Below are 22,359 nucleotides of genomic sequence, written 5' to 3'. Positions count from 1 at the left end.
CTTTTGCTTTGAGTTATCCGAAAGATTTAGCGTTTTGATAGATAGGCTTTTTGCTTAAATCAAAGATTGACATAACGCCTTTATAAATTTCAAAGACTCGTAAAACATTTCGGTCTTCTACAGAGGGGTATATTTTTGCCATGTAAGGATTTTTCTCAAAAATTTCATCTAAATAGGTAGAGCCTATTTCATTTACTCTCCCTTGTAAGGTAATAGAAAACGATTCCATTGATGTTTCTCCTTCTATACCTGTGATGGAAACGACCGGGTTCATTTTGAGCTGTTTATAAAACGGCTTGGATATTGCAGTCAAAAAATACAGCTTCGTTTCTTTTACCAACATAATATCGATTACTCTGGTGACCGGATTTCCGTTTTCGTCTACTGTGGCGAAAACGGTAGAATGAATCTCATTTTTTAAATAATTCAAATAATCTTCTGTCTTCATTTTTGAATGGTCCATGAATGCGCTCCTATCTAAAATTATCGATTTCTCTGATCGTTTCAACTATATTTCCTTGTAGAATAATCGTTTTATCCATGAGTTCATCTGGTATGCGTTGTGCTTGTTGGTTACAGACGATATAGGTCGACTGATTCGTTGCCCTCGTCATTTCTTGGAATGGATATTTTATAATGGAAGGCGTGTTGTTACCAATACCGATCTCCCAAAAAACGATTTTAGTACCTAAATAATTTTCTAGAAATTCTTTGTATCGGTTAGCTGCGCTTTCCCAACCATCATCTTGTACAAAAAATTGATCTATCCGTAAATTGACCCGCATCGGTTGTCCACATTTGGGGCAATATGGTATGAGGTGCTTGGGAATTTTGAACTGATTCTGCTGATGGACCATTTGCATAATCAATGATTCATTCTCGTACGTCTTGTTATGGCAGGCACGTGAACATTGAAATAACCCATAATCACCTTGTGTATAAAATAATCGTCTCTTATCAAAGCCCGTCTTTTGGAACTGATGATCTACATTAGTAGTAATGACAAAGTAATTTTTTTCTTCTACCAAAGATAGAAGCTCTTTATATAGCGGCAAAGCCTCAGGCTGATATCGATTATGAAAAACATGTTTACTCCAATAACCCCAATACGTCTCTAATGAATCGAAGGGATAAAATCCGGCAGAATACATATCGGTTAAATGATAATAATCAATATAGTCTCTGAAATATTTTTTGAACCGTTCACCAGAATAGGTTAACCCGGCAGCAGCAGAAAGGCCTGATCCAGCACCGATAACGATTGCCTCTGCTTCAGTTATCTTTTGATAAACTTTCTGATAATTGTTGTAGTTTTTCATGGTACAACTCCTTATCAATGTCTTTAAACACATTGAAAATAATTTTTATAGGTGAATGAACACGCGTTACATATTCTTGCGTTGTTTTGATAGCGATCTCTGTAGCTAACTCATTGGGAAAACGAAATTCTCCTGTTGAGATACAACAAAAAGCGACGCTCTTCAATTGATACTCTTCGCAAAGCAACAAGACGCGACGATAACAGTCAGCCAATAAGGATACGTGTTCTTTAGTTACGGTATCTTTTATGATTGGCCCAACAGTATGTATCACTTTTTTGGCAGGCAAGTTATAGCCGTCGGTGATTTTTGCATAGCCGGTTTCTTCCAAATGCCCTTGTGCGTCCATGATTTCTTTGCATGCTAGTCTTAATTGAATACCTGCTGCAGAGTGGATCGCATTGTCGATGCACCTGTGTAATGGAACAAAACATCCTAGTAGCTGTGCGTTTGCAGCGTTTACGATGGCGTCCACTTCCAACCTCGTGATATCTCCTTGCCAGAGATAAAGGTTTTTTGTATACTGTTGCGCATCGTTTAGTGAAAAAATCTGATTTTCAGCTCTTTCTTCTAAAAGAAATTGATTTTGAATGTCAATAAAGTCCTTATGAATAGGTCGCGCTTCTCTTATATTTAATAAGCATCGCAATAAATCATTTTGTTCTTTCGGATCATCCGAGCTAGCATCTACTATTTTACTTAAGTGACTGTTTTCCTCTAATAAATAGTTAATCAGCCATTTCCTCTTTTCGCTATGGTTCATCGTCAACACCTTCTTTATAAAAATTTCCCGATTATTTTCGATAATCGGGAAATAGCAAGACTAATTTAACAACTCTTTGATTGCTTCTACGCGACTCGTCAAAGGCTTACCCAAAGCTTGTTCAAAGTCACTAGATGTCACATCTAATTGATTATTTTTAATATCATGTTGGAAAGACAAGAACATTTCTGCAACAGGTTGTGGTAAACCGCCTGCTGTCAAACTATCTACAAAGGTTTGATCATCAGATGAAACTACTTCGATTTCCTTCCTTGTTGCTTCTTTTAAAGCTGCTGCTAATTCAGCATAAGTAATAGGGCTGCCCGATAATTCAAGGATTTCAGGGTATTCTGTTCCTGCTAGTGCTTTTGCAGCAACCTCAGCATATTCGCGCTTCAAAGCCCAGCCGGTTTTGCCTTCTTTAGCTGCGTAAACGAATTTCCCACTAGCTAAAGCACCGCCAATAATCGGCATTTCATTTTCTAAATACCAGTTATTACGTAAAAATGTATGCGCAATTCCCGCTTCTTTGATTTGTTTTTCAGTAAAGATGTGATCAGCAGCTAATGCACTTGTTGAGTGATCTGCATCAGCAAAACTTGTATAAGCAATATACTGAACACCAGCGTCTTTGGCTGCCTTAACCACATTAGCATGTTCTTCTTGACGATTGCCTGGTGCGCCAGACACAAAAAGCAAGCGGTCAATGCCGTCAAAAGCGTTACTCAACGAATTGATGTCAGAATAATCCCCTACTCTTACATTGTAGCTTTTCTCTTTTAGTGTAGCTGCTTTTTCTTCAGATCGTACCAAAGCATAGATCTGATCTTTAGAAACTAAATCTTTCAAGAATTCAAGTGCATATCCTCCAAAACCACCAGTAGCTCCTGTTACTAAATATGTCATATAAAACACTCCTTTTTAGTTCGTACATTCAGCTGTACAATTATAAGATACACCTATATAATAAATAGTATGTTAAGATAAGTCAAGAAGAAAATCTAAAAAGGACTGAATTCACTTGAAATATTCTATTCAACTCAGTGATGCAATTCATATTATGTGTTATATCGTCATCTATAAAGATACTAATATGCTCTCAAGTGAGATGATTGCTCAAAGTGTAGAAACTAATGCTGCAAATGTCAGAAAAATAATGGCAAACTTAAAAAAATCTGGACTGATTCGAACAACTACTGGGAAACCAAAGCCCTATTTAGCAAAGGACCCCAAAGATATTAGTCTACTTGATATATATAAAAGTATTCATGGAAACACAAATCTCATTCAAGTCGATCCTAAAACGAATCCAGACTGCATTGTTGGTGCAAATATACAAGAAGTACTGGATGGTGCGTATAATGAATTGCAAGTAACTGTCGAAGAAAAAATGGCGAAAATCAATCTGTTCTCTCTATTAACAAGTATTGCAAGTTTAGAGGAAAGCAAACGACCGGAAAACAAATCTTTTCTTGAGCCATTTTTATAAAACCAAAAAACCCATTGAGATACTGACATCTCAGTGGGCTTTTTCGTTACAAATGAAATTGATCTACGTCTTCACATCTTTCGACACCACTCATAAGAAATAGCGTTGTCATTCACTTGCTTTTTCTGCAGCTCTGACTATTTCTCTTAGATAACCGGATGTATCTCATAGGCTGAGCAGATCAATTTTTGTCTGCCATTCAATTCATTCCTGATAGTGATTATTTTTATTTATTTCTCAATCGTTGGCCTTATTCTTTGATTATTATGCCCGAAAATACAGAACGATTAAAACCGATTTCTCCACTTGCTATTTCTAGGTCAAGTTTTAATCCCATAATGTATGTCTAATCAAATGAATCTATTCTATTCCCATCATTACTGATAAGTTAAGATCTCCGTGCTCAATAATTAAGTTTTATCCTTCCAACAAATGTTTCGGCTCTCCACCAGCATTAACTCTAGCAATGTCATCAACGACACTTTCGCACATCATTTCATTACATTCATGATTATAAGCCCCAATATGAGGTGTCAAAACAATTTTCTCTTGGTTCATAAATGGATGATCAGCTGTTGGAGGTTCATTTTCTAAAACATCAGTGGCATAGCTACCAAATTTGCCAGCCGTTAATGCCAACACTAAATCTTCTTCATTTACTAAAGCACCTCGAGCAGTATTAACCAGAACCGCGCTGGCTTTCATTTTCTTGAAGGCTGACTTATTGAATAATCCTTTGTTCTCAGCCGTACAGTTCATGTGCAGAGAGATGATATCTGCTTGTGCCAACAATTCGTCAAAGTCCACCTTTTCTCCACCGCGTTTTTCCACTTCTTCGACAGAAAGATACGGATCGTAACAAATTATCTTACAGTTAAATGCCTGCATAATCTCCGCAACTCGTGTACCAATGTTTCCAAAACCACAAATGCCGATCGTTTTCTTGTTCAAGCGATGACCTAAGTATCGTCCACGATCTTTGGACCACTCACCTTCTTTCACTTTTTCAGCAGTGTAGGTAACTAATTTCGCTGCAGTCAAAATCAAAGATACGGCATATTCGGCAACATCGTCTCTTTCCATATACGCCGGAATATTGGAGACCATTACCTTGTTTTCTTTAGCCGCGATAACATCCACGTTATCATAGCCGATCCCAAAGCGTACGACCAATTGAAGTTTAGGCATTTTTTCAAAAAAACTTTTAGGCAATCTAGGTTCGGTCCCGATAATGATGAAGGAAAAATCCTTCAATTCAGCTGCTAAATCCTCAGGAGAGATGTCTGAAGGAAATTTGAAACGTTTTGTTTCCCCGACTTGTTTATTTAACTGATCCATGTATTCTGGAAAGTATTTCCCAAAACTATTCGCGTTTACGATCGCCGTTTTTTTCATTTGATTCCCCTCTTACTTTCCTCGAACTTCACTGACTATAGCTGTCAATTTCTGGGCATTTTGTGCAATCTCTTCTGATGTACCTTTAGTTAGGAGTCCCCCAATACCAATACAATCCACACCATTTTCAAACCATTCATGAAGGTTTTCCAGAGTTGCACCGCCAGATGCTAAAATTGGTGTATGCGGCACAGGAACCTTTATTACCTTCGCTAAACTAGGGCCATAATAATTGGAAATTGGGAAGGCTTTAATAAATGAAGCACCATTTTTCAAGGCCTCCATCATTTCTGTATAAGAGGTACACCCTGGTGCGTAAGGAATTTGATACAAATTACACAGCTCTTGAACGCCCTGATCATAAGTTGGAGCAATAACAAATTCCGCGCCATCCATGATTGCCAAGCGTGCAGTGGTACTTTCTAAAACAGTTCCGGCACCGATCAAGATTTGATCACCGAATGTTGCTTTGATTGCTCGGATGACTTCTCCAGCGTTATTGTTGGTATAGCTGATTTCCATAACATCAACCCCACCGTCTAAACAACCTTTTGCAACTTCGATCCCTCGTTCAATCGTTTCTACGCGGACAACGGCCATTATACCAGTATTAAAAATTCGCATTGTGTTTTCTGCTTTTATCATTTTCCGATTCGCTCCTTTTAAATTTCTAATGTCTGTCGAAGATTAACAATAGTAGCAGCGGATATTTCTCCAATGTGCTCTGTTAGTTCTGCTACATTCATTGATTCCTTTGAAGCTAATGCTTCCATCACTATTGGCATATTTACCCCGGCAAAACATTCAATATGATATTCTTTTAACTCTTCAATCATGAGAGCTACGACATTAAATGGCGTGCCAGCTAAAATGTCAACGAATATGAGACATTCCTTCATTCCAGATTGGACGACAGCTGCTTTGATTTCTTCTTCTAACACCTCTGGGCTTTTTGTTGGAAGCAATCCGATCGTAGCTACCTGATCTACCTGATCTCCAAAAAACATCGCACCGCTTTCTTTGAAGGCATCAGCTAAAGGTCCGTGAGTAACAATAATCAACTTAATCATACGTTTATCTCCTTATCCTAATACCCCGATTGCACCGCCTAGGAAACCGATCGCGAAGAGTACCAACAACACACGAGTGACGCTTTGTCCTTTGACCTGCAACCAATAAGCTAAAAAAGTAAAGGCAAGTGGTAAGAAACTTGGAATGATCTTATTCAAGGTTTCACCAACTGACAAAGTTGTCGTCTCTAGTTTCACTTCTAACACTGCTTGAACACTGACATATTTGACGATCATTACACCTAGACAGAACAGGCCGACGATTCCTAAAAAGGAAGTCATTTTTTTGATGAATGGTCCTTCTAAGAAACGATCAATCGAGTCCATCCCTAACTTATAGCCTTGTGTAAACATACCGTATGTCATCGCAAAATCCATCAACGTAAAGATGATCCCAAAGGCAAAAGCTCCCCAAATCTGCCCCTGTGAAGCCCAGCCTAATGTCACACTTAGAACGATTGGCTTCAACAATCCGGCTACAACAGTGTCGCCGATTCCCGCTAACGGGCCCATTAACGCGGTTTTAATTTCCGTGACCATCGATTTATCGATTTCTTCGGTTGGATTATTAGCGATTCCTTCTTCCAAAGCGATCACCATTCCTGGTAGAAAGGCTCCCAAGCGAGGTTCTGTATTGAAATACAGCATATGCCGTTGCAATCCATCGGTAATTTCTTCCTTGTCTCCTTCGTACATCTTGTTCAAAAGCGGTCCCATAACGGTTGTCATCGCGCCTGCCTGTAATCGTTGATAGTTGTAAGTTAAATGTGATGTTAACCACCAAGTGACAGCTGCTTTTTTGATATCCTTTTTTTCTAATGCTTTAGCCATTCTCTGTTTCCCCCTCTTCTTTCGCAAAGCCAAGTTTTAACATTAATAGACCAATCGCCACAGCGATGATGACATACATCATTAAGTCTGTCATGCCGGTATAAGCCGCAATCGCGAAGCCAATGATAAAGAATGGGATAAGTTCCTTTTTTAGCATAAATTTCAACAACATCGACATCCCTAAAGCTGGTAAAATTTTCCCGACGGCTCCAAGACCGTTCATTGCCCAATCAGGCAAACTATTAATAATAATCTGAATGTACTCGCTTCCAAAAAGGGCGATAAAGAAGACCGGTAACGCTCTTAAGAAGAGCACAATAAACGGACCACCAAACATTTGAATTTTGCGAATGCCTTTCCAATCACCCTTGTCGGCTAATTTATCCATTCGCGTCGGCCAAAATGACGCTAGAGTCATGTATGCTACATGAACATAATTTCCTAATAATCCAATCGGAATGGCGAAAGCAGCCGATTGCTCAATACTCATCCCCCCTTGGATCGCAACAAATGTTCCAAGTAATCCCGCCCAATATAGGTCTGAAGCATTCGCCCCACCTGCACTAATCCACCCTAGATAGGCCACGTTGATTGTTGCTCCAATTATTACTCCCTGAACTGGATCGCCATAGATTAACCCAACCCAGAACCCGGCCATAATCGGTTCGCGGATCAGCCACCAACTTAGCGGCCACTGAATCCCGTTTAGCAGAGCTAACAATCCCATAAATAATGCTTGAACCATTTCTTTTCCTCCTTCGCACTAATGAATCTTGTTCAAATGCCTACTATCATTTCATTAAAGTGTTCATTCAAGAAATTTCTTGAATGAAAAGACAATCCTTTTTTAAAACTTACTTAAAATATTTTTAAATGCATACTCCGTATCTTCGGGAATAGGTTGTCCGTAAACTCGCACCCCACTTTCGTGTAGCGGAACCAGGTCCTGAACATCCTCTTCTGACATGACAATATTTTTATTGATATTTTTTTTGTTTCCGGAACCTTCAATGCCGCCAATTTGTAGCGAGGTATACTTAATTCCGTCTTTCCATGCTTTGGCCGCTGTTTTTGTATCTTTGAAGAGAATAAGTAAATTATTCTTAGGGAAATCATTCTGCTTCCATTTTTCGGTAGCGCTTGCAATCGATTCTACAAAAACATTTACCGATGAGGGTGCCGCATTTAATAGTATTTTTTTCAAGATGGGACTCTTCGCTGATTTGTCGTCAATCACCACGATATCTTTAATGTTGTATTCCTTAACCCATCTGGTCATTACCTGCCCATGGATCAAACGAAAATCGATCCGTGTCAATTTTAAATTTTCCATTTCTGTTTCCTCCTATGCATTGTTTGTAATCTCTTACTTGAATAACGGCTCCTCTCTGGTAAATTTAAGACTACATCCTTTAAGAACATCCTCACTATCACATATCCAAAACCACAAGTCAAAATCTCCCAAAAACCTTTTGTGTACCACAATAAAATACCTTTATAAAAGCATTAAAAGTAATATATTACACTATAGAAACACCAACTATTATTTTGTGGTATAATTCTATGAAAAACAGTGTAAGCGCATTCTTGGATAAATACAACAAATTTAGGAGGAAATTATGGCAACTCAGCAGGAAAAACTACTCCATCGCATCGAAGAGATGACTCAAGAGCAAATCATGCAGGGTACTTATGATTTTTCAGACTGTTGCGCATTGGTTCTATCAGTTGATTTAGTAATTGATCGCTCCAATGTTTCGCGTATGTTGAATAAGCTGCATCAAGAAAAACAACTGATCAAGCTAAAAGGACGACCAACTTTATTCATTTCTACTCAAGTTTTGACAAAGAATTTTCCCTATCTATCTTTGCCTCATACAATTCAAAAAGATGACCACTTGAATAACTACCTTTTTCTAAATGAAACATCAATTCTTAGTGCGACTGAATTTCAGTTGGATGCTTTAGACATTGGTGAAACGAGTTCGTTATACAATGTAGTACAAAATGTTTTACCGATCTTTTATTATCCAAGCAATGAGCTGAAAATAATTATTTTAAGAGGCGAAAAAGGCGTCGGGAGAAAATTCTTTTTAGAAAAATTGATCGAGCAAAATAAAAGGAAAGAAACTTCCAAATCTGCAAGAAAAATCTTCTATGCTCTTTGGTCCGAACAAAACAAGCTTGATATTCTCCCAGAGTTAAAAAGGAAAAAAGAAGGTCTGTCTTCTTTTTTGGTCATCGAGCTAGATTCTTCCATTTCAGCATCAGATGTTTCAAGAAAACTCGATGAGCTCTCTTTTTATTATAAAAATGAAGGCGGCACTCAACCATTGGTGGCTTTACTGATACCACCTCATATGCAAAATATCGAACAGTTTTATGAAATCAGTCCTTATGTGGGATATTTCCCTAAATTTAGCGAACGTCTTTTAAAGGAAAAAGTTGAAATTATTTCAAGCATTTATTTAACAGAATGCAGACAAATTTCACGAGAAATTATGGTTACCAAAAAAGTGATTCAAGCGCTTGCCGCTATTTCAGCCAGTTCAAACATTGCCTATATAAAAAAAGAGATCTTATATTCGATCTCTCAAGCTTTTTTCAATCGAAATATAGAGAGTGCTGCCAGTACAACAATTCTTGTATCAACCAGGCATTTATCTGAGAAAATTGACCAAAACGTTGAAGGCCCACGAGATGAGAAACATTTTTGGGATAAATTTCCAGAAAGGCTTACCTTTTCCACTCAATCCAACTTGTCCACACTAGAAATCTTAAACAGTACACCAGCCGAGAATTGGTTAATCGACTCACATATCTTTGAAAAGCAGACGATCGAACATTTGATTAATACCTTGCCAACAAATTTAGTTTTTTATAGCGAGCAAGACTACCAGCATACCTTGGAAAAACGCTTATTCAACTTTTTATCAGAGACGCCGCTAATCAAAGATCCGATTTTACAGAATTACATTATCAAAACGATCGCGGAAATTATTAGAGGAAGCTTCCCTATTGAGAACTATATTTTTCCAAAACAGGACGATAATTTTAAAGGAATTACTGGCATTCTCAAGAAAATCGAGCGTTTCTTGCGTAAGTATCATAAAGGGATATCAGAGCCAAAAACCACTTTTATTCGGAAGCTGATTATTTTAGGGATCAAAAAAGTAACTGATGTCAGAGTCCCAATGCTGATTTCAGCCAGAGACAATGGAATTGCGGAACATTTGGCTCAGCGGTTTAACGAATTGATTGGAAAGAGAGCAATCTTTTCCATGAGTTCCAGACGAACAGAGGCGATGGATAAGGGAGAGGTTCATTCATTTGTCAGAAAGATGTCTAGAAATCTAAAAACGATCGATCGCGGTGGCGGAACAGTCCTAGTCACTGATTATGACCCATCTAATGATATAGACAATAAGATTCTCCTGGAAATCCGGCTCTTAACCTTCACTACCTACCCACCGACGATGGCCCATATCTATGATATTCTGTGTATTCTGAATGGAAACATCATGAGTGTTGTCTCCGTTTCTTCAACGATTATCAATAAAAAAAATGAGCACAAGAAATTTTTGGCAGACGATACCTTGAATGATCGTGCAGAACGAACAAACAGCGAATACTATGAACTTTTTAATCAGCTTTTTTCACGACTAAATACAGCTAAAACCAATGAAGTTTTATATAAGCTTTTAAAACATATCGCCAGCGATTTAGCTATCACGCTTTCAAATAAACTCATTCTTGACTTTCTTTTTCAAGGAAACTGTCTTTTAGAAAAGTATATGGCGAACGATCACGACTCGTCAGTTACCATTGATCGATCCACATATAAAAGACTAGCAAATCAAAAATTTCAACGAATCAAAAAGCAACTTGATCAAGCAGTTGATCTCTCATTCATTGATTTTACGGATGAAGATATCATGCTGCTAACCTACCTGTTCTAACTACACACAAAAACAGAATGAATGAGACCGTTTCTAAATAGTCTCTACATCCTGTTTCCTTTTGCTTATTTCCAATTTGTTCGCAAGAAATCATGGCTCTATAATTTTTGGGACTAATGAATCACAATTGATTCTTCAGTCCCATTTTCATTGTTGACAAAGAGCCAAAAAAACCAGTTAAGCACTCTGCCTAACTGGTCATGACTAAATTTTCAGTTGTATCTTTCTCTACCAACACTAAATGTCGAAGAGCCAAATGTTATAAACAACTAGTCACACTTTTTCTGCCACACGAAAAGATTCCTTTAATCGATTTTTCAATTTAAAACAATCTATTTCTTCGGTTCATCCTCATCCATCTTAAGAACTGCCATGAAGGCTTCTTGCGGTACTTCGACAGAGCCGATTTGTTTCATCCGCTTCTTCCCTTCTTTTTGTTTCTCTAGGAGTTTGCGTTTTCGAGAAACGTCACCGCCGTAACATTTCGCCAATACGTTTTTACGCAAGGCTTTGATGTCGGAACGCGCAACGATTTTTTGTCCGATGGCTGCTTGGATCGGTACTTCAAATTGTTGTCGTGGGATCAGTTTTTTCAGTTTTTCAACGATGGCTTTGCCGCGTTCATAAGCAAAGTCACGGTGAACGATAAAGCTTAACGCATCGACTTTTTCAGTATTCAGCAAGATGTCCATCTTCACTAGCTTGCTAGTTCGGTAACCAGACATTTCGTAATCGAGTGATGCGTACCCTTTGGTGCTGGATTTCAATTTATCAAAGAAATCAAAGACGATTTCCGATAGTGGGATCTCATAAACGACGTTTACTCGATAATCATCCAAGTAATCCATCGTGACAAAGTCTCCCCGTTTGCGTTGGGACAATTCCATTACAGCACCGACGTAATCGTTAGGGACCATGATTTGTGCTTTAACGTAAGGCTCTTGCACGTTGTCGATCGTGACTGGTTCAGGAAACTCTGCTGGATTATCAACGACGACCATTGAGCCATCTGTCTTGTTGACATGATAGATTACGGATGGTGCAGTCGTAATCAGCTCAAGGTTAAATTCACGTTCTAGCCGTTCTTGCACGACATCCATGTGTAATAGGCCTAAGAAGCCGCAGCGGAACCCAAATCCTAACGCTTGAGAGGTTTCTGGCTCAAATTGCAATGCTGCATCATTCAGTTGTAATTTTTCCAATGCTTCTCGAAGGTCGTTGTAGCGTGAGGTATCGATTGGGTACAATCCGCAATAAACCATTGGATTCATTTGGCGGTAGCCTTCCAATGCTTCGGCTGCTGGATTGTTGGCTAAAGTCACCGTATCTCCGACTTGCGTATCTTTAACAGTCTTGATGGCAGCAGTGATATACCCAACATCGCCCACCATCAACGCATCTCGTTGAATAGCTTTGGGTGAAAAGACACCGACTTCCGTGACGTCAAAGGTCTTGCCATTGCTCATCATTTTGATTTTATCTCCAGGTTTGACCATCCCGTCCATAATGCGGACGTTTAAGACCACCCCACGATAGGAATCGTACACGGAGTCAAAGATCAACGCTTTTAACGGTGCTTCAATATCACCTGCTGGAGCTGGGACATACTCAACGATTTGTTCCAAAATGTCTTCGATCCCAATACCTGCTTTGGCACTAGCTAAAACAGCTTCACTGGCATCGATTCCGATAACATCTTCGATCTCTGTTCGTACTCGCTCAGGATCGGCAGCTGGCAAGTCTATTTTGTTAATAACTGGTAGGATCTCTAAATCATTGTCTAACGCCAAGTAGACGTTTGCCAATGTCTGTGCTTCGATCCCTTGAGCCGCATCAACGACGAGTACGGCGCCTTCACAAGCGGCCAAACTGCGGGAAACTTCATAGGTGAAATCGACGTGCCCTGGGGTGTCGATCAAATGGAAGATGTAGGTTTCTCCATCTTTGGCGGTATAGTTAAGTTCCACAGCATTTAATTTGATCGTGATTCCTCGTTCACGTTCAAGATCCATGGAGTCTAATAATTGGTTTTGCATTTCCCGAGACGTCACCGTATGGGTTTGTTCCAAAATACGGTCCGCCAGTGTTGATTTCCCATGGTCGATATGGGCGATAATGGAGAAATTACGAATCTTCTCCTGTCGTTTTTTCATTTCTTCTATGTTCATGGATACGTTCCTCATTTCTTTTAGTCAGCTTTTCTATTATACCAACGAAACGCCAATAGTTAAAGTATTTTTCTTAACCGTTATTTAGACATATTCATTCAGGTTTTGCTATACTAGAGCTAGTAAATAAATTGGAGTTGAAAGAATGGACAATAATTTTCATCAAAATCTACATATTCGAGCGGTGGATGAAAAAGACGTTGATCAGTTCAATGAACTGTTAAGCTACGTTTTTCAGATCACTGAATCGGATATTGAAGAAAGCGGCTATGAGAGCAAACGGGAAATGATTAAATCTAAGCGCCCGATCTTAGAGCTTTCCAAGGTCTTTGGCTGGTTCAATGAAGACAAGTTGATCTCGCAAATCGCCGTTTATCCTTGTGAAGTCAATATACACGGCAAATTGATCAAAATGGGCGGAGTGACCGGTGTTGGGACCTACCCTGAATATGCCGGACATGGCCTGATGAAAGACTTGATCAAGCTTGCCTTAGAAACTATGCGGGAAGATCAGCAATGGATCTCCTACCTTTATCCATACAATGTGCCCTACTATCGTCGCAAAGGCTGGGAGATCATGTCCGACAAGCTGACCTTCAAAATTCGTGATACCCAGCTTCCGAAAACCAAGGAAGTCCCTGGGATCGTAGAGCGCAAAGAAGTAGATGACCCTGATGTCTTTACTGTCTATAACCAATTCTCCCGGGAAAACCATGGCGCCTTGCAGCGGACCTCTTTTCACTGGGAAGAGTATTGGCGCTATGAAAATGAAGAAGAGCGCACCGCGGCTGTCTATTACAATGCCAGTGGTCATCCGACTGGTGTACTTTTTTATTGGGTAGCCGAAGAAGTCTTCCATGTAAAGGAAATGTTCTACTTAAATCAAGAAGCCCGCAATGGTCTTTGGAATTTTATCTCTGCTCATTTCTCAATGGTCTATTGGGTCAAAGGAGACATTTATTCAAATGAACCCCTGTCCTTCTACCTGGATGATAGCCAAATCAAAGAAACCATTGAGCCTTATTACATGGCGCGGATCGTCGATGTTGAACAGTTTTTGAAAAACTTCCCATTTGAAGCCTTTCAAACACCCTTTCACTTTGTTGTTTCTGACCCAGTTGCCGATTGGAACAACGGAATCTTCGGTGTCCAATACAATCACGGAAAGATCGTGGTTTCAAGAGAAGCCATCGGAAAAGCTGTCCAGCTGGATATTCAGACATTGTCTTGTCTGTTGATGAATTACCGCCGTCCAGCTTACTTAGAGCGTGTGGAACGGCTAAATACCGATTCAGAAACACTGGCATTACTAGAATCGATCATCCCTGATATGGAAGCCTATTTCAGTGATTATTTCTAAACAACGAATCAACAAAACGTACAACTATGAATGATTAAGGAGTGTTTTTTAATGAAACTATATTTTGCTGCTCCCCTGTTTGCTGCTAGTGACCTTCGCTACAACGCCGAACTTGTTGCGTCGATTCGTCAGCAGTATCCGCAGCTGGAGATTTATTTACCTCAAGAAAATGCCGCGATCAATGATAAGTCCGCCTACGCGGATAGCAAAATGATTGCGTTGGCAGATACCGAAAAAGTACTGGAAAGCGATTTGATGATCGCTTTGCTGGATGGTTTGACCATCGATGCTGGGGTTGCCTCTGAGATCGGTGTCGCCTATGCAAAAGGCATTCCTGTGTTAGGGCTTTATACAGATAATCGCCAACAAGGTGCCGATAATCAGCAAAAGCTGGCAGCATTACAAACCGTTGCGGAAAATCAGTTCCACTATGTCAATCTTTATACGGTGGGTTTGATCAAGCTAAACGGTGAGATTTATTCCTCTGAAGCAGCCCTTTTAGCTGGCTTAGCAGACTATCTTTCGGAGGACAACTAAATGGGGCAAAATTATCAGCGACTGCAAAAGGTATTCACTATTTTCGGTATTCTCGTGTTTTGTTTTTCTTTGTGGGAATTTTTCCGTGGCGTCTATCCGCAAACACAAGGACTGATTTTCTTGGGTCAAGCCTTACTTGGGATTTTATTGATCTTTGTCCCAGAAATGAGTAAAAAGTTCTTAAAAATCCAGCTACCAAATGCCACCGTCTACTTTTATTGGTTTTTCTTGCTGATCTCCGTATTCATGGGGACGATCTTACATTTGATCGAAACCATTGCTTTCTGGGATAAAATTCTGCATGCGGTAAGCCCAATGGTCTTGACGGCTGTAGGCTATGGATTGATCTGTCTCTTACTAAAAGAAGTGCCCGTTTCAAAAGTTTCGCCTTGGTTATTTTTACTGATGGGCTTTGCTTTTGCTGGCTTGTGTGGTGTTTTCTGGGAGTTTTGGGAATTCATCTGCGACTCTGTTGGTGGAATGAATCTCCAACGTTATGCAACCTTAGATGGCACCCCGTTTATTGGTCGTGAAGCATTGATGGATACGATGGGCGATTTACTAACCAACACGATTGGTGCTGCTTTGATGGGCGTGATCGCGTATGTTCAAGGACGAGGCAAACCTGATTACTTTGAAAGTTATCGGATTAAAAAATTATCATAACCAACCTTTAAAAGCTTGTTGAAACCATCGTTTTTCAACAAGCTTTTTTCTTTTGTTCTTTTATTGATAAAGAAAAATTTATAAAAATACTTAAATAACACATCTTATTTTTATGGATTCGCTGTCTAACAAGGTTCGACCTTCCTTACACTTCCCTATAAAACGGTTACAACTACAAGAAAATTCCCTCGTTTAATCATTTTTATTTCCCCAAAAAACCATGGTCTGTTATAATTACATTATTCATTTGACATTGCGTCAGTAAAGGAGAGGCTTATGGTTCTAACAGTGTTTTTTATTTTATGCTGCTTGATTTTTTCATCGATCACCTATGCGTTCTCTAAAGATGCCCGAAAATTTGTCCAACCTTTATCAATCAAAATTATTTTTATCGCATCAGCTATTATTGCGGTTTGGACGATGTTCTTTTCAATGGTTGCATTTGTCGCTTGGGTCATCTAAAAAAACATTCTTGCCAGTTGCGGCGTTTTCGCTGCATAGGCAAGAATGTTTTTTTGTGATTAGAAAAGTTTGATTTGATTCAAAGGCCAAAAACGCAGCAGCACTTTCCCTTCCATTTGATCTTCTGTTACAACCCCGAAACTGCGACTGTCCCGAGAGATCAAACGATTGTCTCCCATCACAAAATAGCTGCCTTCAGGAACCGTTACCGTGAAATCATCGGTAAAGTGTTCGGCACCAGCGGCGATTTGCTGAAACATTTCGCGATAAGAATATTCGTCTTGTAATTGATCGTCCGCAAATTTCTCTTTAAAATCATCTAAATAGGGTTCTTCGTATACTTCTCCATTGATTGTTAGGACATCATCTTTCATTTCAATGGTATCACCGGGTAAACCAATCAGCCGCTTGACAGCGATTTTGCTTGGATCATCTGGTTCAACACATATCACGATGTCTTGGCGGTCATATGAAGAAATTTTTGATGCAATCAAACGCTGCTTATCGGCCAAAGTTGGATCCATAGAATGGCCACTGACTTGAACTGGCGTCAGGACAAACAAACGGATGAGAACCACGGCGACGATAAAGAAAAGCAGTAACCAATTCTCTTTTAGGATTTTTACCATAGCTGCTCTTTCGCTCCTTTACTGCATCTTTTGTCATTATCAAAGCTCGTTTCTGGCATTCTGACAAAAGATATCTTCCTCAATCTTACGTGGAATTTTTACATTGAGCAAGAGAAATCATCGATTTTTAAAAAAATATGACATTTCTAGTAGCCATAAAGAACCTTTTACGTTCGATCACGACTCAAGAAAGCAAACACATCTTTTCGACTTAGACTCCCTACCAGTTTCTGCTCTTCTTCAATCACTACCGTGTCATGAGTTGCAAATAAGGTATACAACTCATTTAAAGTAGTAGATGCAGCGATTTGAGGAGCCACTGGGTTGACTTCATCGCTGAAAAAGTTCATCCGCATCAAATCCCCTGCTGTGACCAGTTTTGCTTCGTCTTCACCGGTCTCTTCAAAAAAGCTTTTCACAAAAGCAGTTTTTGGTTGCGAGACAATCACTTCCGGTGTATCACATTGGACGATCTTCCCTTGATTCATGACAGCAATGCGCGTACCTAGTTTTACCGCTTCTTTCATGTTATGCGTGACAAAAATAATCGTCGTCCCAAGCTCTTGGTGCAAATCGAGGACTAACTCCTGTAAGGAATTTCGAGAAATTGGATCAAGAGCACTAAAGGGCTCGTCCATCAGAATAATTTCTGGGTTAGCAGCTAACGCTCTTAAAATTCCTATCCGCTGCTGTTCTCCTCCTGACAACTCTTTAGGCATTCGATGGCGGTATTGCTCTGGGTCAAGTCTGACCTGTGTCAGCAAACGATCCACGGCTTCTGAGCGATCTTTTTTCGACCACCCTAACATCTCTGGGATCACTTCAATATTTTGCTTCACATCCATTGTCGGAAACAGGGCGATTTGTTGGAGAACATACCCCATTTGCCAACGCATTTTTTGGATATTGTATTCTTTGATTCGTTTTTCTTTGAAGTAAATATCGCCATCCGTTGGTTCTGACAACGCGTTGATCATCTTCAAAGTCGTCGTTTTCCCACTCCCAGAAGGACCGACCAAAACAAAGATTTCCCCTTTATTGATGCTCAGATCTAATTGATCGATCACTATTTTTTGATCAAACTTTTTACTGACGTTTTTAAATTCAATAATTGGTGTCATTCTTGTCCCTCCTTAATTAATCCTTCATCTATCAGGAAGGTACGCGCGACTTCTGCTGGATTTTTTCCTTCGACATTGACCTGATAATTCATTTCACTCATTTGTTCTTCGGTGATTTTACCTGCCAACTTTTCCAATGCACGGACGACTTCTGGATGTTCCTTGGCAAAGGCTTCTTTCATCAAAGGCGCTCCTTGATAAGGTGGAAATAGTTCTTGATCGTCTTCTAGAATAACTAAGCCATATTGACGCAATTCACTGTCCGTGGAATAGGCATCCAGTAGATTGATATCGCCATTATTGATGGCTTGATAACGCAATGCTGGTTCCATACTTTGGACACTTGGAAAATCTAGCCCATAGAGTTCTTGGATGCCCGCATAACCGTCCGTCCGATCAATGAATTCGAGGGTAAAGCCGGCTTTGATTTTATTTTCGATTTTCTTCAAATCAGAGATCGTGGTTAGTCCATTTTCCTCAGCAAATTCTTTTTTCACAGCCAACGCATAGGTATTTTGATACGCCATCGGCTGAAGCAAGGTCATCTCAAACTGATCCTTTAACAGATTGACTGCTTCGGTATAGGTTTCGTCAGAGTCAAGTTTTTGACTAGCGGTTTTTTCCGGTACATCCACTAAACTCTCCAACACAGTTCCAGTAAATTCTGGATAAATGTCGACTTGGTCATTGTCTAAAGCACTGAATAAGAAAGAAGTTTTCCCAAAGTTAGGTTCCAATTCAACCTGTGCATCAGGATCTTCTTGCTCAATCAATTCTTTGTACATGTTGATCAAGATATCAGGTTCAGACCCTAACTTCCCAGCTATGGTAATGGTTTTCGGCGCGAAAAATCCGCTCTGTGAAAAAGAAACGCCGCCAATCAGCAAGATGATCGCTGCCAGCGTAATCAAGGTATAGCGCGGTTTCAGGTGTTGTAGATAACGGATCAACGTACTGAAAATAATAGCCAGTAAAGCAGACCCGATCGCGCCGATCAACGTTAATTCAGGGGCATTCCGATCGATCCCCAACAAAATAAAGGAACCTAGCCCACCAGCGCCAATCAGAGCGGCTAAAGTCGCTGTTCCGATGATCAAGACCAACGCCGTGCGAATCCCCGAAATAATGACAGGCAAGGCAATCGGCAATTCGACTTTGATCAATCGGCGCATCCGAGACATACCAAATGCCGCCGCAGCTTCTTCGATTGATGGATCGATCTCCGAAAGGCCAATATAGGTATTTTGAAAGATCGGCAATAACGCATAAATAACTAGTGCGATCAACGCAGGCGGCGTTCCGATCCCCACAAATGGAATCAATAAACCTAACAGTGCCAGTGATGGAATCGTTTGTAGCACACTCGTTATTTGTAGGCCGACTTCCGCTGCCCGTTTATGATTAACCAGCCAAATGGCTAACGGGACAGCAATAACGATCGCCACCAGCAGCGCAATGATCGACAATGACAAATGCTCAAAGACAGCTGTCAGCAATTCCCCTTTTCGCTCATTCAACGTTTCAAAAAAAGTATTCATCTTTTCATTCCTCTCCTACTCCATAAGAACAGTATAATCGAAGTGCGAATTTCCTCCAAACAACAAGCAAGGGGAACTTTTTTGTCTTATGTTGAGCGGCAAAAAAACGACGGCTGCCAATGAAACGGCAACCATCGTTTTGCATTTATCCATTTTTTATCTTTTTATTACTCGGTAATTGGCGTATTTTCAAAAACCAGCTGTTCGTTCAATAATTCAATCGTGACTTGGGTCTTTGGTAAGACTCTGCCAGCAACGATTTCTTTTGCCAATGGGGTTTCGACTTCTCTCGTGATAAACCGACGGAGAGGTCGCGCACCATATGCTGGCTCATAAGCATTTTCAGCGATCCAGCGTTTGGCTTCTTCAGTGATCGTCAACAGTATATCTTGGACTTCCAGTCGTTGTGACAGCTGTGCGATGATCTTGTCGACGATGCCTGTCACATCGTTTAGACTAAGCGGTGTGAACAAAATCGTGTCGTCGATCCGATTTAAGAATTCTGGTTTAAAATGCCCTCTCAAGAGATTACGGACATTTTCAGCAACGTTTTCTGGGATCGTCCCTTCTGCGGTCACGCCATCTAGCAAGACTTGAGAGCCGATATTGCTAGTCATGATCAAGACTGTATTTTTGAAATCAACGACTCGCCCTTTTGAATCTGTCAAACGGCCATCATCAAGCACTTGTAATAAGATATTGAAAACATCAGGATGGGCTTTTTCGATCTCATCCAATAAGACGATCGTGTATGGATTGCGTCGAACAGCTTCAGTCAATTGGCCACCTTCTTCAAACCCTACATAGCCTGGAGGGGCACCGACTAAGCGAGACACCGAATGTTTTTCCATGTATTCGCTCATATCGATCCGAACCATATGCTCTTCTGAATCAAAGAGATTGACCGCCAACGCTTTCGCTAATTCGGTCTTACCGACGCCGGTCGGACCTAAGAACAAGAAGGAACCTAATGGTCGATTTGGATCTTGCAGGCCAGCTCGTGAACGAATGACGGCATCACTGACGGCATCGACGGCTTCGTCTTGTCCGATCACTCGTTGATGCAAGGTCTCATTTAATTTCAACAGTTTTTCCCGTTCGCCTTCCACTAATTTCGCAACAGGAATCCCTGTCAAACGTCCAACGACTAGGGCAATCTCATTTTCGGTCACTGATTCTTGGACCATCCGAATGCCTTCATCTTGATTTTTTTCTTCCAGTTCAGCTAGTTCTTTTTCCAGTTGTGGAATCGTCCCATGACGAAGAACAGCTGCCCGTTCCAAATCATAGTTATTTTCAGCATCTTCCAACTCATGCTTGGCTTTATCGATCTCTGCCCGTTTGTTGGAAACTGCATTGACTTCTTCTTTTTCCGTTTCCCACTGCATTTTCATGGTATTGACTTCTTCACGCAATTCCGCCAATTCTTCTTGTAAAATGCCTAAGCGTTTTTTCGATGCATCATCGGATTCCTTTTTCAATGCGGCTTCTTCGATCTCAAGTTGCATCAAACGACGGGTAACTTGGTCGAGCTCAGTAGGCATCGAATTCATTTCCACCCGAATCGTGGCACTTGCTTCATCGATCAAATCGATGGCTTTGTCTGGTAAAAAGCGGTCCGTAATATAACGGTCAGATAAGGTAGCCGCTGCAACAAGCGCGTTGTCATGGATGTTGACGCCATGATGGATCTCGAACCGTTCTTTCAGCCCACGTAAAATTGAGATCGTATCTTGAACGGTTGGTTCCTGTACCAGCACTTTTTGGAAACGACGTTCCAAAGCTTTATCCTTTTCCATGTATTGACGGTATTCATCAAGGGTGGTTGCGCCAATCGTATGCAATTCTCCCCGTGCCAGCATTGGTTTCAGTAAGTTTCCAGCATCCATGCTGCCTTCCGTCTTACCAGCACCTACAATATTGTGGATCTCATCAATAAAGAGAATGATGCGTCCATCGGCTTTTTTCACTTCTTGTAAGACAGCTTTCAAACGCTCTTCAAATTCACCTCTGAATTTAGCACCTGCGATCAAGGCACCCATATCCAGAGAAAAGATCGTTTTGTCTTTTAGGTTTTCTGGGACGTCTTTTCGCACGATCCTTTGTGCCAATCCTTCAACGATGGCTGTTTTACCAACTCCTGGTTCACCAATCAAAACGGGATTGTTTTTTGTCTTCCGAGAAAGGATGCGAATCACATCGCGAATTTCTTCGTCTCGTCCGATAATTGGGTCCATTTTTCCGCTGCGGACTTGTTGCACCAGGTCAACGCCGTATTTTTCTAAAGCTTTGTATTGTTCTTCTTGATTTTGTGAGGTCACACGATCCCCTCCTCTTAATGTTTCGATCGTTTGCTTGATTTCTTTCGCGCTGATTCCTTGTTTCTTTAAATACACCGTCAATGGATGATTTTTCAATTTCATCAACGCATAAAGGACGATTTCTGTGGAAAGATACTCGTCTTGAAATTCATTTTTTAATTGATCTGCCTCAGACAAAAGATGAAACAGATTTTGACTCATGGATTGACCATAACGAACATTTCCTCCTTCAACCGAAGGCAGTTCATCTAATAGTCGGTCGACTTCCTTTTCAAAAGCATCGACATCGAGACCTGTGTCCGTGTAAAAATTGCGGCCGAATTGATTGGCTTGCAATAAAATCTTCCATAAATGCGGAATATCAATTTCTTGATGGTGACGGGTCATGGCAATCTGCTGGGCTTCAGCGATAGCACTTTGTAATGTAGTCGTCATTTTTTCTGGGTTCATACTTTTCCCTCCCAAAATGGTAGTCAGAAAAAAGTACGCTGCAAGCAGTATCCTTTTTTCTACTCTTCTATTATACAACGTTGGTCAGTAATGGTCAAAAGATTTCCCTCGAACATCAAGATTTTTTTCAGTATTCTTTCATGAAAATTGACAGATGGGAAGCAGCAATGGTATGCTAGGTCCTGATTGGTCAGGAACAATCGATTTTCCTGATCGTTTTGATCGCTCTTTGGCGATTTTTATTCAGTAAGATTATCTACTTAGCTGTAACGTCTACTGTT

The 22,359-nt window shown here is 40.3% G+C and carries 21 protein-coding genes; 6 read left to right on the top strand and 15 right to left on the bottom strand.

Annotated features, from left to right (window positions below; genetic code table 11):
- Nucleotides 1-13: 13 nt before the first annotated feature.
- From IGI89_RS12995 to IGI89_RS12980, 4 genes are read right to left on the bottom strand one after another with little or no spacing between them, the layout of a single operon-like run.
- Nucleotides 14-463 carry a pyridoxamine 5'-phosphate oxidase family protein gene (locus IGI89_RS12995; protein WP_429969845.1) on the bottom strand — a complete coding sequence of 150 codons (450 nt, stop codon included), beginning with the start codon at nucleotides 461-463 and terminating at the stop codon, nucleotides 14-16.
- Nucleotides 464-473: 10 nt separating this feature from the next.
- The gene (locus tag IGI89_RS12990; RefSeq protein WP_244731704.1) at nucleotides 474-1,319 is read right to left on the bottom strand and encodes an SIR2 family NAD-dependent protein deacylase; all 846 of its coding nucleotides are present in this window, start codon (nucleotides 1,317-1,319) and stop codon (nucleotides 474-476) included.
- Nucleotides 1,273-2,082 carry a protein-ADP-ribose hydrolase gene (locus tag IGI89_RS12985; protein WP_429969844.1) on the bottom strand — a complete coding sequence of 270 codons (810 nt, stop codon included), beginning with the start codon at nucleotides 2,080-2,082 and terminating at the stop codon, nucleotides 1,273-1,275. The genes IGI89_RS12990 and IGI89_RS12985 overlap by 47 nt, the downstream gene beginning before the upstream one ends.
- A 60-nt stretch (nucleotides 2,083-2,142) precedes the next feature.
- A complete protein-coding gene (locus IGI89_RS12980) occupies nucleotides 2,143-2,988 on the bottom strand; it encodes an SDR family oxidoreductase (RefSeq protein WP_438735724.1) in 846 nt (281 codons plus the stop codon).
- 115 nt (nucleotides 2,989-3,103) lie between these two features.
- Here IGI89_RS12980 and IGI89_RS12975 point away from each other — a divergent pair, with 115 nt between their 5' ends.
- Nucleotides 3,104-3,571 carry an Rrf2 family transcriptional regulator gene (locus IGI89_RS12975; RefSeq protein ID WP_008380035.1) on the top strand — a complete coding sequence of 156 codons (468 nt, stop codon included), beginning with the start codon at nucleotides 3,104-3,106 and terminating at the stop codon, nucleotides 3,569-3,571.
- Between the two features lie 417 nt (nucleotides 3,572-3,988).
- Here IGI89_RS12975 and IGI89_RS12970 read toward each other — a convergent pair whose 3' ends face one another.
- From IGI89_RS12970 to IGI89_RS12945, 6 genes are all read right to left on the bottom strand, one after another.
- Entirely contained in the window at nucleotides 3,989-4,966 is a 978-nt protein-coding gene (locus IGI89_RS12970) for a D-isomer specific 2-hydroxyacid dehydrogenase family protein (RefSeq protein WP_087664112.1), read from the bottom strand.
- Between the two features lie 12 nt (nucleotides 4,967-4,978).
- Complete coding sequence (locus tag IGI89_RS12965; RefSeq protein WP_005235836.1) at nucleotides 4,979-5,611, bottom strand: ketohydroxyglutarate aldolase; 633 nt, start codon at nucleotides 5,609-5,611, stop codon at nucleotides 4,979-4,981.
- Nucleotides 5,612-5,628: 17 nt separating this feature from the next.
- Nucleotides 5,629-6,036 (bottom strand): PTS sugar transporter subunit IIA, encoded by a 408-nt coding sequence (locus tag IGI89_RS12960; protein WP_438735723.1) that lies wholly within the window; start codon nucleotides 6,034-6,036, stop codon nucleotides 5,629-5,631.
- 12 nt (nucleotides 6,037-6,048) lie between these two features.
- The gene (locus tag IGI89_RS12955) at nucleotides 6,049-6,867 is read right to left on the bottom strand and encodes a PTS system mannose/fructose/sorbose family transporter subunit IID (protein ID WP_005235832.1); all 819 of its coding nucleotides are present in this window, start codon (nucleotides 6,865-6,867) and stop codon (nucleotides 6,049-6,051) included.
- A complete protein-coding gene (locus tag IGI89_RS12950) occupies nucleotides 6,860-7,612 on the bottom strand; it encodes a PTS mannose/fructose/sorbose/N-acetylgalactosamine transporter subunit IIC (protein WP_005235830.1) in 753 nt (250 codons plus the stop codon). The genes IGI89_RS12955 and IGI89_RS12950 overlap by 8 nt, the downstream gene beginning before the upstream one ends.
- 102 nt (nucleotides 7,613-7,714) lie before the next feature.
- A complete protein-coding gene (locus IGI89_RS12945) occupies nucleotides 7,715-8,200 on the bottom strand; it encodes a PTS system mannose/fructose/N-acetylgalactosamine-transporter subunit IIB (protein ID WP_005235828.1) in 486 nt (161 codons plus the stop codon).
- A gap of 328 nt (nucleotides 8,201-8,528) precedes the next feature.
- Here IGI89_RS12945 and IGI89_RS12940 point away from each other — a divergent pair, with 328 nt between their 5' ends.
- The gene (locus IGI89_RS12940) at nucleotides 8,529-10,826 is read left to right on the top strand and encodes a transcriptional antiterminator (protein WP_438735722.1); all 2,298 of its coding nucleotides are present in this window, start codon (nucleotides 8,529-8,531) and stop codon (nucleotides 10,824-10,826) included.
- A 332-nt stretch (nucleotides 10,827-11,158) separates the two neighbouring features.
- Here IGI89_RS12940 and lepA read toward each other — a convergent pair whose 3' ends face one another.
- Nucleotides 11,159-12,994, bottom strand: a complete 1,836-nt coding sequence (lepA, locus tag IGI89_RS12935) for a translation elongation factor 4 (RefSeq protein WP_005235823.1) — start codon at nucleotides 12,992-12,994, stop codon at nucleotides 11,159-11,161.
- 145 nt (nucleotides 12,995-13,139) lie between these two features.
- Between lepA and IGI89_RS12930 the strand changes: the two genes are divergently transcribed.
- The 4 genes from IGI89_RS12930 (at nucleotide 13,140) to IGI89_RS12915 (ending at nucleotide 16,019) form a co-directional block, all read left to right on the top strand.
- Entirely contained in the window at nucleotides 13,140-14,354 is a 1,215-nt protein-coding gene (locus IGI89_RS12930; RefSeq protein WP_438735721.1) for a GNAT family N-acetyltransferase, read from the top strand.
- A 51-nt stretch (nucleotides 14,355-14,405) separates the two neighbouring features.
- A complete protein-coding gene (locus IGI89_RS12925) occupies nucleotides 14,406-14,891 on the top strand; it encodes a nucleoside 2-deoxyribosyltransferase (RefSeq protein ID WP_429969827.1) in 486 nt (161 codons plus the stop codon).
- Complete coding sequence (locus IGI89_RS12920) at nucleotides 14,892-15,557, top strand: hypothetical protein (RefSeq protein WP_008380055.1); 666 nt, start codon at nucleotides 14,892-14,894, stop codon at nucleotides 15,555-15,557. It abuts the gene before it with no gap.
- 276 nt (nucleotides 15,558-15,833) lie between these two features.
- Nucleotides 15,834-16,019 carry a hypothetical protein gene (locus IGI89_RS12915; RefSeq protein WP_005226019.1) on the top strand — a complete coding sequence of 62 codons (186 nt, stop codon included), beginning with the start codon at nucleotides 15,834-15,836 and terminating at the stop codon, nucleotides 16,017-16,019.
- A 59-nt stretch (nucleotides 16,020-16,078) separates the two neighbouring features.
- Here the strand turns inward: IGI89_RS12915 and lepB are convergent, their stop codons facing one another.
- From lepB to clpB, 4 genes are all read right to left on the bottom strand, one after another.
- Entirely contained in the window at nucleotides 16,079-16,648 is a 570-nt protein-coding gene (lepB, locus tag IGI89_RS12910; protein WP_008380056.1) for a signal peptidase I, read from the bottom strand.
- A 167-nt stretch (nucleotides 16,649-16,815) separates the two neighbouring features.
- Nucleotides 16,816-17,769, bottom strand: a complete 954-nt coding sequence (locus IGI89_RS12905; protein WP_429969826.1) for an ABC transporter ATP-binding protein — start codon at nucleotides 17,767-17,769, stop codon at nucleotides 16,816-16,818.
- Nucleotides 17,766-19,307 carry an ABC transporter permease/substrate-binding protein gene (locus tag IGI89_RS12900; RefSeq protein WP_429969825.1) on the bottom strand — a complete coding sequence of 514 codons (1,542 nt, stop codon included), beginning with the start codon at nucleotides 19,305-19,307 and terminating at the stop codon, nucleotides 17,766-17,768. Before IGI89_RS12900 ends, IGI89_RS12905 begins: the two co-directional genes overlap by 4 nt.
- A 167-nt stretch (nucleotides 19,308-19,474) precedes the next feature.
- Entirely contained in the window at nucleotides 19,475-22,078 is a 2,604-nt protein-coding gene (clpB, locus tag IGI89_RS12895) for an ATP-dependent chaperone ClpB (RefSeq protein ID WP_042890726.1), read from the bottom strand.
- Nucleotides 22,079-22,359 lie beyond the last annotated feature (281 nt).

It is taken from the genome of Enterococcus sp. AZ141 (genome assembly GCF_051714385.1).
Lineage (GTDB): Bacteria > Bacillota > Bacilli > Lactobacillales > Enterococcaceae > Enterococcus_D > Enterococcus_D entomosocium.
The sequence above is the reverse complement of the archived record's forward strand: the minus strand, read 5'-3'. Positions and strand labels throughout refer to the sequence as shown.

Bases quoted from the DNA above. Each gene is read 5' to 3' on its own strand.
- IGI89_RS12995 (WP_429969845.1), bottom strand. From the start codon at position 463: ATGGACCATTCAAAAATGAAGACAGAAGATTATTTGAATTATTTAAAA.
- IGI89_RS12990 (WP_244731704.1), bottom strand. From the start codon at position 1,319: ATGAAAAACTACAACAATTATCAGAAAGTTTATCAAAAGATAACTGAA.
- IGI89_RS12985 (WP_429969844.1), bottom strand. From the start codon at position 2,082: ATGAACCATAGCGAAAAGAGGAAATGGCTGATTAACTATTTATTAGAG.
- IGI89_RS12980 (WP_438735724.1), bottom strand. From the start codon at position 2,988: ATGACATATTTAGTAACAGGAGCTACTGGTGGTTTTGGAGGATATGCA.
- IGI89_RS12970 (WP_087664112.1), bottom strand. From the start codon at position 4,966: ATGAAAAAAACGGCGATCGTAAACGCGAATAGTTTTGGGAAATACTTT.
- IGI89_RS12965 (WP_005235836.1), bottom strand. From the start codon at position 5,611: ATGATAAAAGCAGAAAACACAATGCGAATTTTTAATACTGGTATAATG.
- IGI89_RS12960 (WP_438735723.1), bottom strand. From the start codon at position 6,036: ATGATTAAGTTGATTATTGTTACTCACGGACCTTTAGCTGATGCCTTC.
- IGI89_RS12955 (WP_005235832.1), bottom strand. From the start codon at position 6,867: ATGGCTAAAGCATTAGAAAAAAAGGATATCAAAAAAGCAGCTGTCACT.
- IGI89_RS12950 (WP_005235830.1), bottom strand. From the start codon at position 7,612: ATGGTTCAAGCATTATTTATGGGATTGTTAGCTCTGCTAAACGGGATT.
- IGI89_RS12945 (WP_005235828.1), bottom strand. From the start codon at position 8,200: ATGGAAAATTTAAAATTGACACGGATCGATTTTCGTTTGATCCATGGG.
- IGI89_RS12940 (WP_438735722.1), top strand. From the start codon at position 8,529: ATGACTCAAGAGCAAATCATGCAGGGTACTTATGATTTTTCAGACTGT.
- lepA (WP_005235823.1), bottom strand. From the start codon at position 12,994: ATGAACATAGAAGAAATGAAAAAACGACAGGAGAAGATTCGTAATTTC.
- IGI89_RS12930 (WP_438735721.1), top strand. From the start codon at position 13,140: ATGGACAATAATTTTCATCAAAATCTACATATTCGAGCGGTGGATGAA.
- IGI89_RS12925 (WP_429969827.1), top strand. From the start codon at position 14,406: ATGAAACTATATTTTGCTGCTCCCCTGTTTGCTGCTAGTGACCTTCGC.
- IGI89_RS12920 (WP_008380055.1), top strand. From the start codon at position 14,892: ATGGGGCAAAATTATCAGCGACTGCAAAAGGTATTCACTATTTTCGGT.
- IGI89_RS12915 (WP_005226019.1), top strand. From the start codon at position 15,834: ATGGTTCTAACAGTGTTTTTTATTTTATGCTGCTTGATTTTTTCATCG.
- lepB (WP_008380056.1), bottom strand. From the start codon at position 16,648: ATGGTAAAAATCCTAAAAGAGAATTGGTTACTGCTTTTCTTTATCGTC.
- IGI89_RS12905 (WP_429969826.1), bottom strand. From the start codon at position 17,769: ATGACACCAATTATTGAATTTAAAAACGTCAGTAAAAAGTTTGATCAA.
- IGI89_RS12900 (WP_429969825.1), bottom strand. From the start codon at position 19,307: ATGAATACTTTTTTTGAAACGTTGAATGAGCGAAAAGGGGAATTGCTG.
- clpB (WP_042890726.1), bottom strand. From the start codon at position 22,078: ATGAACCCAGAAAAAATGACGACTACATTACAAAGTGCTATCGCTGAA.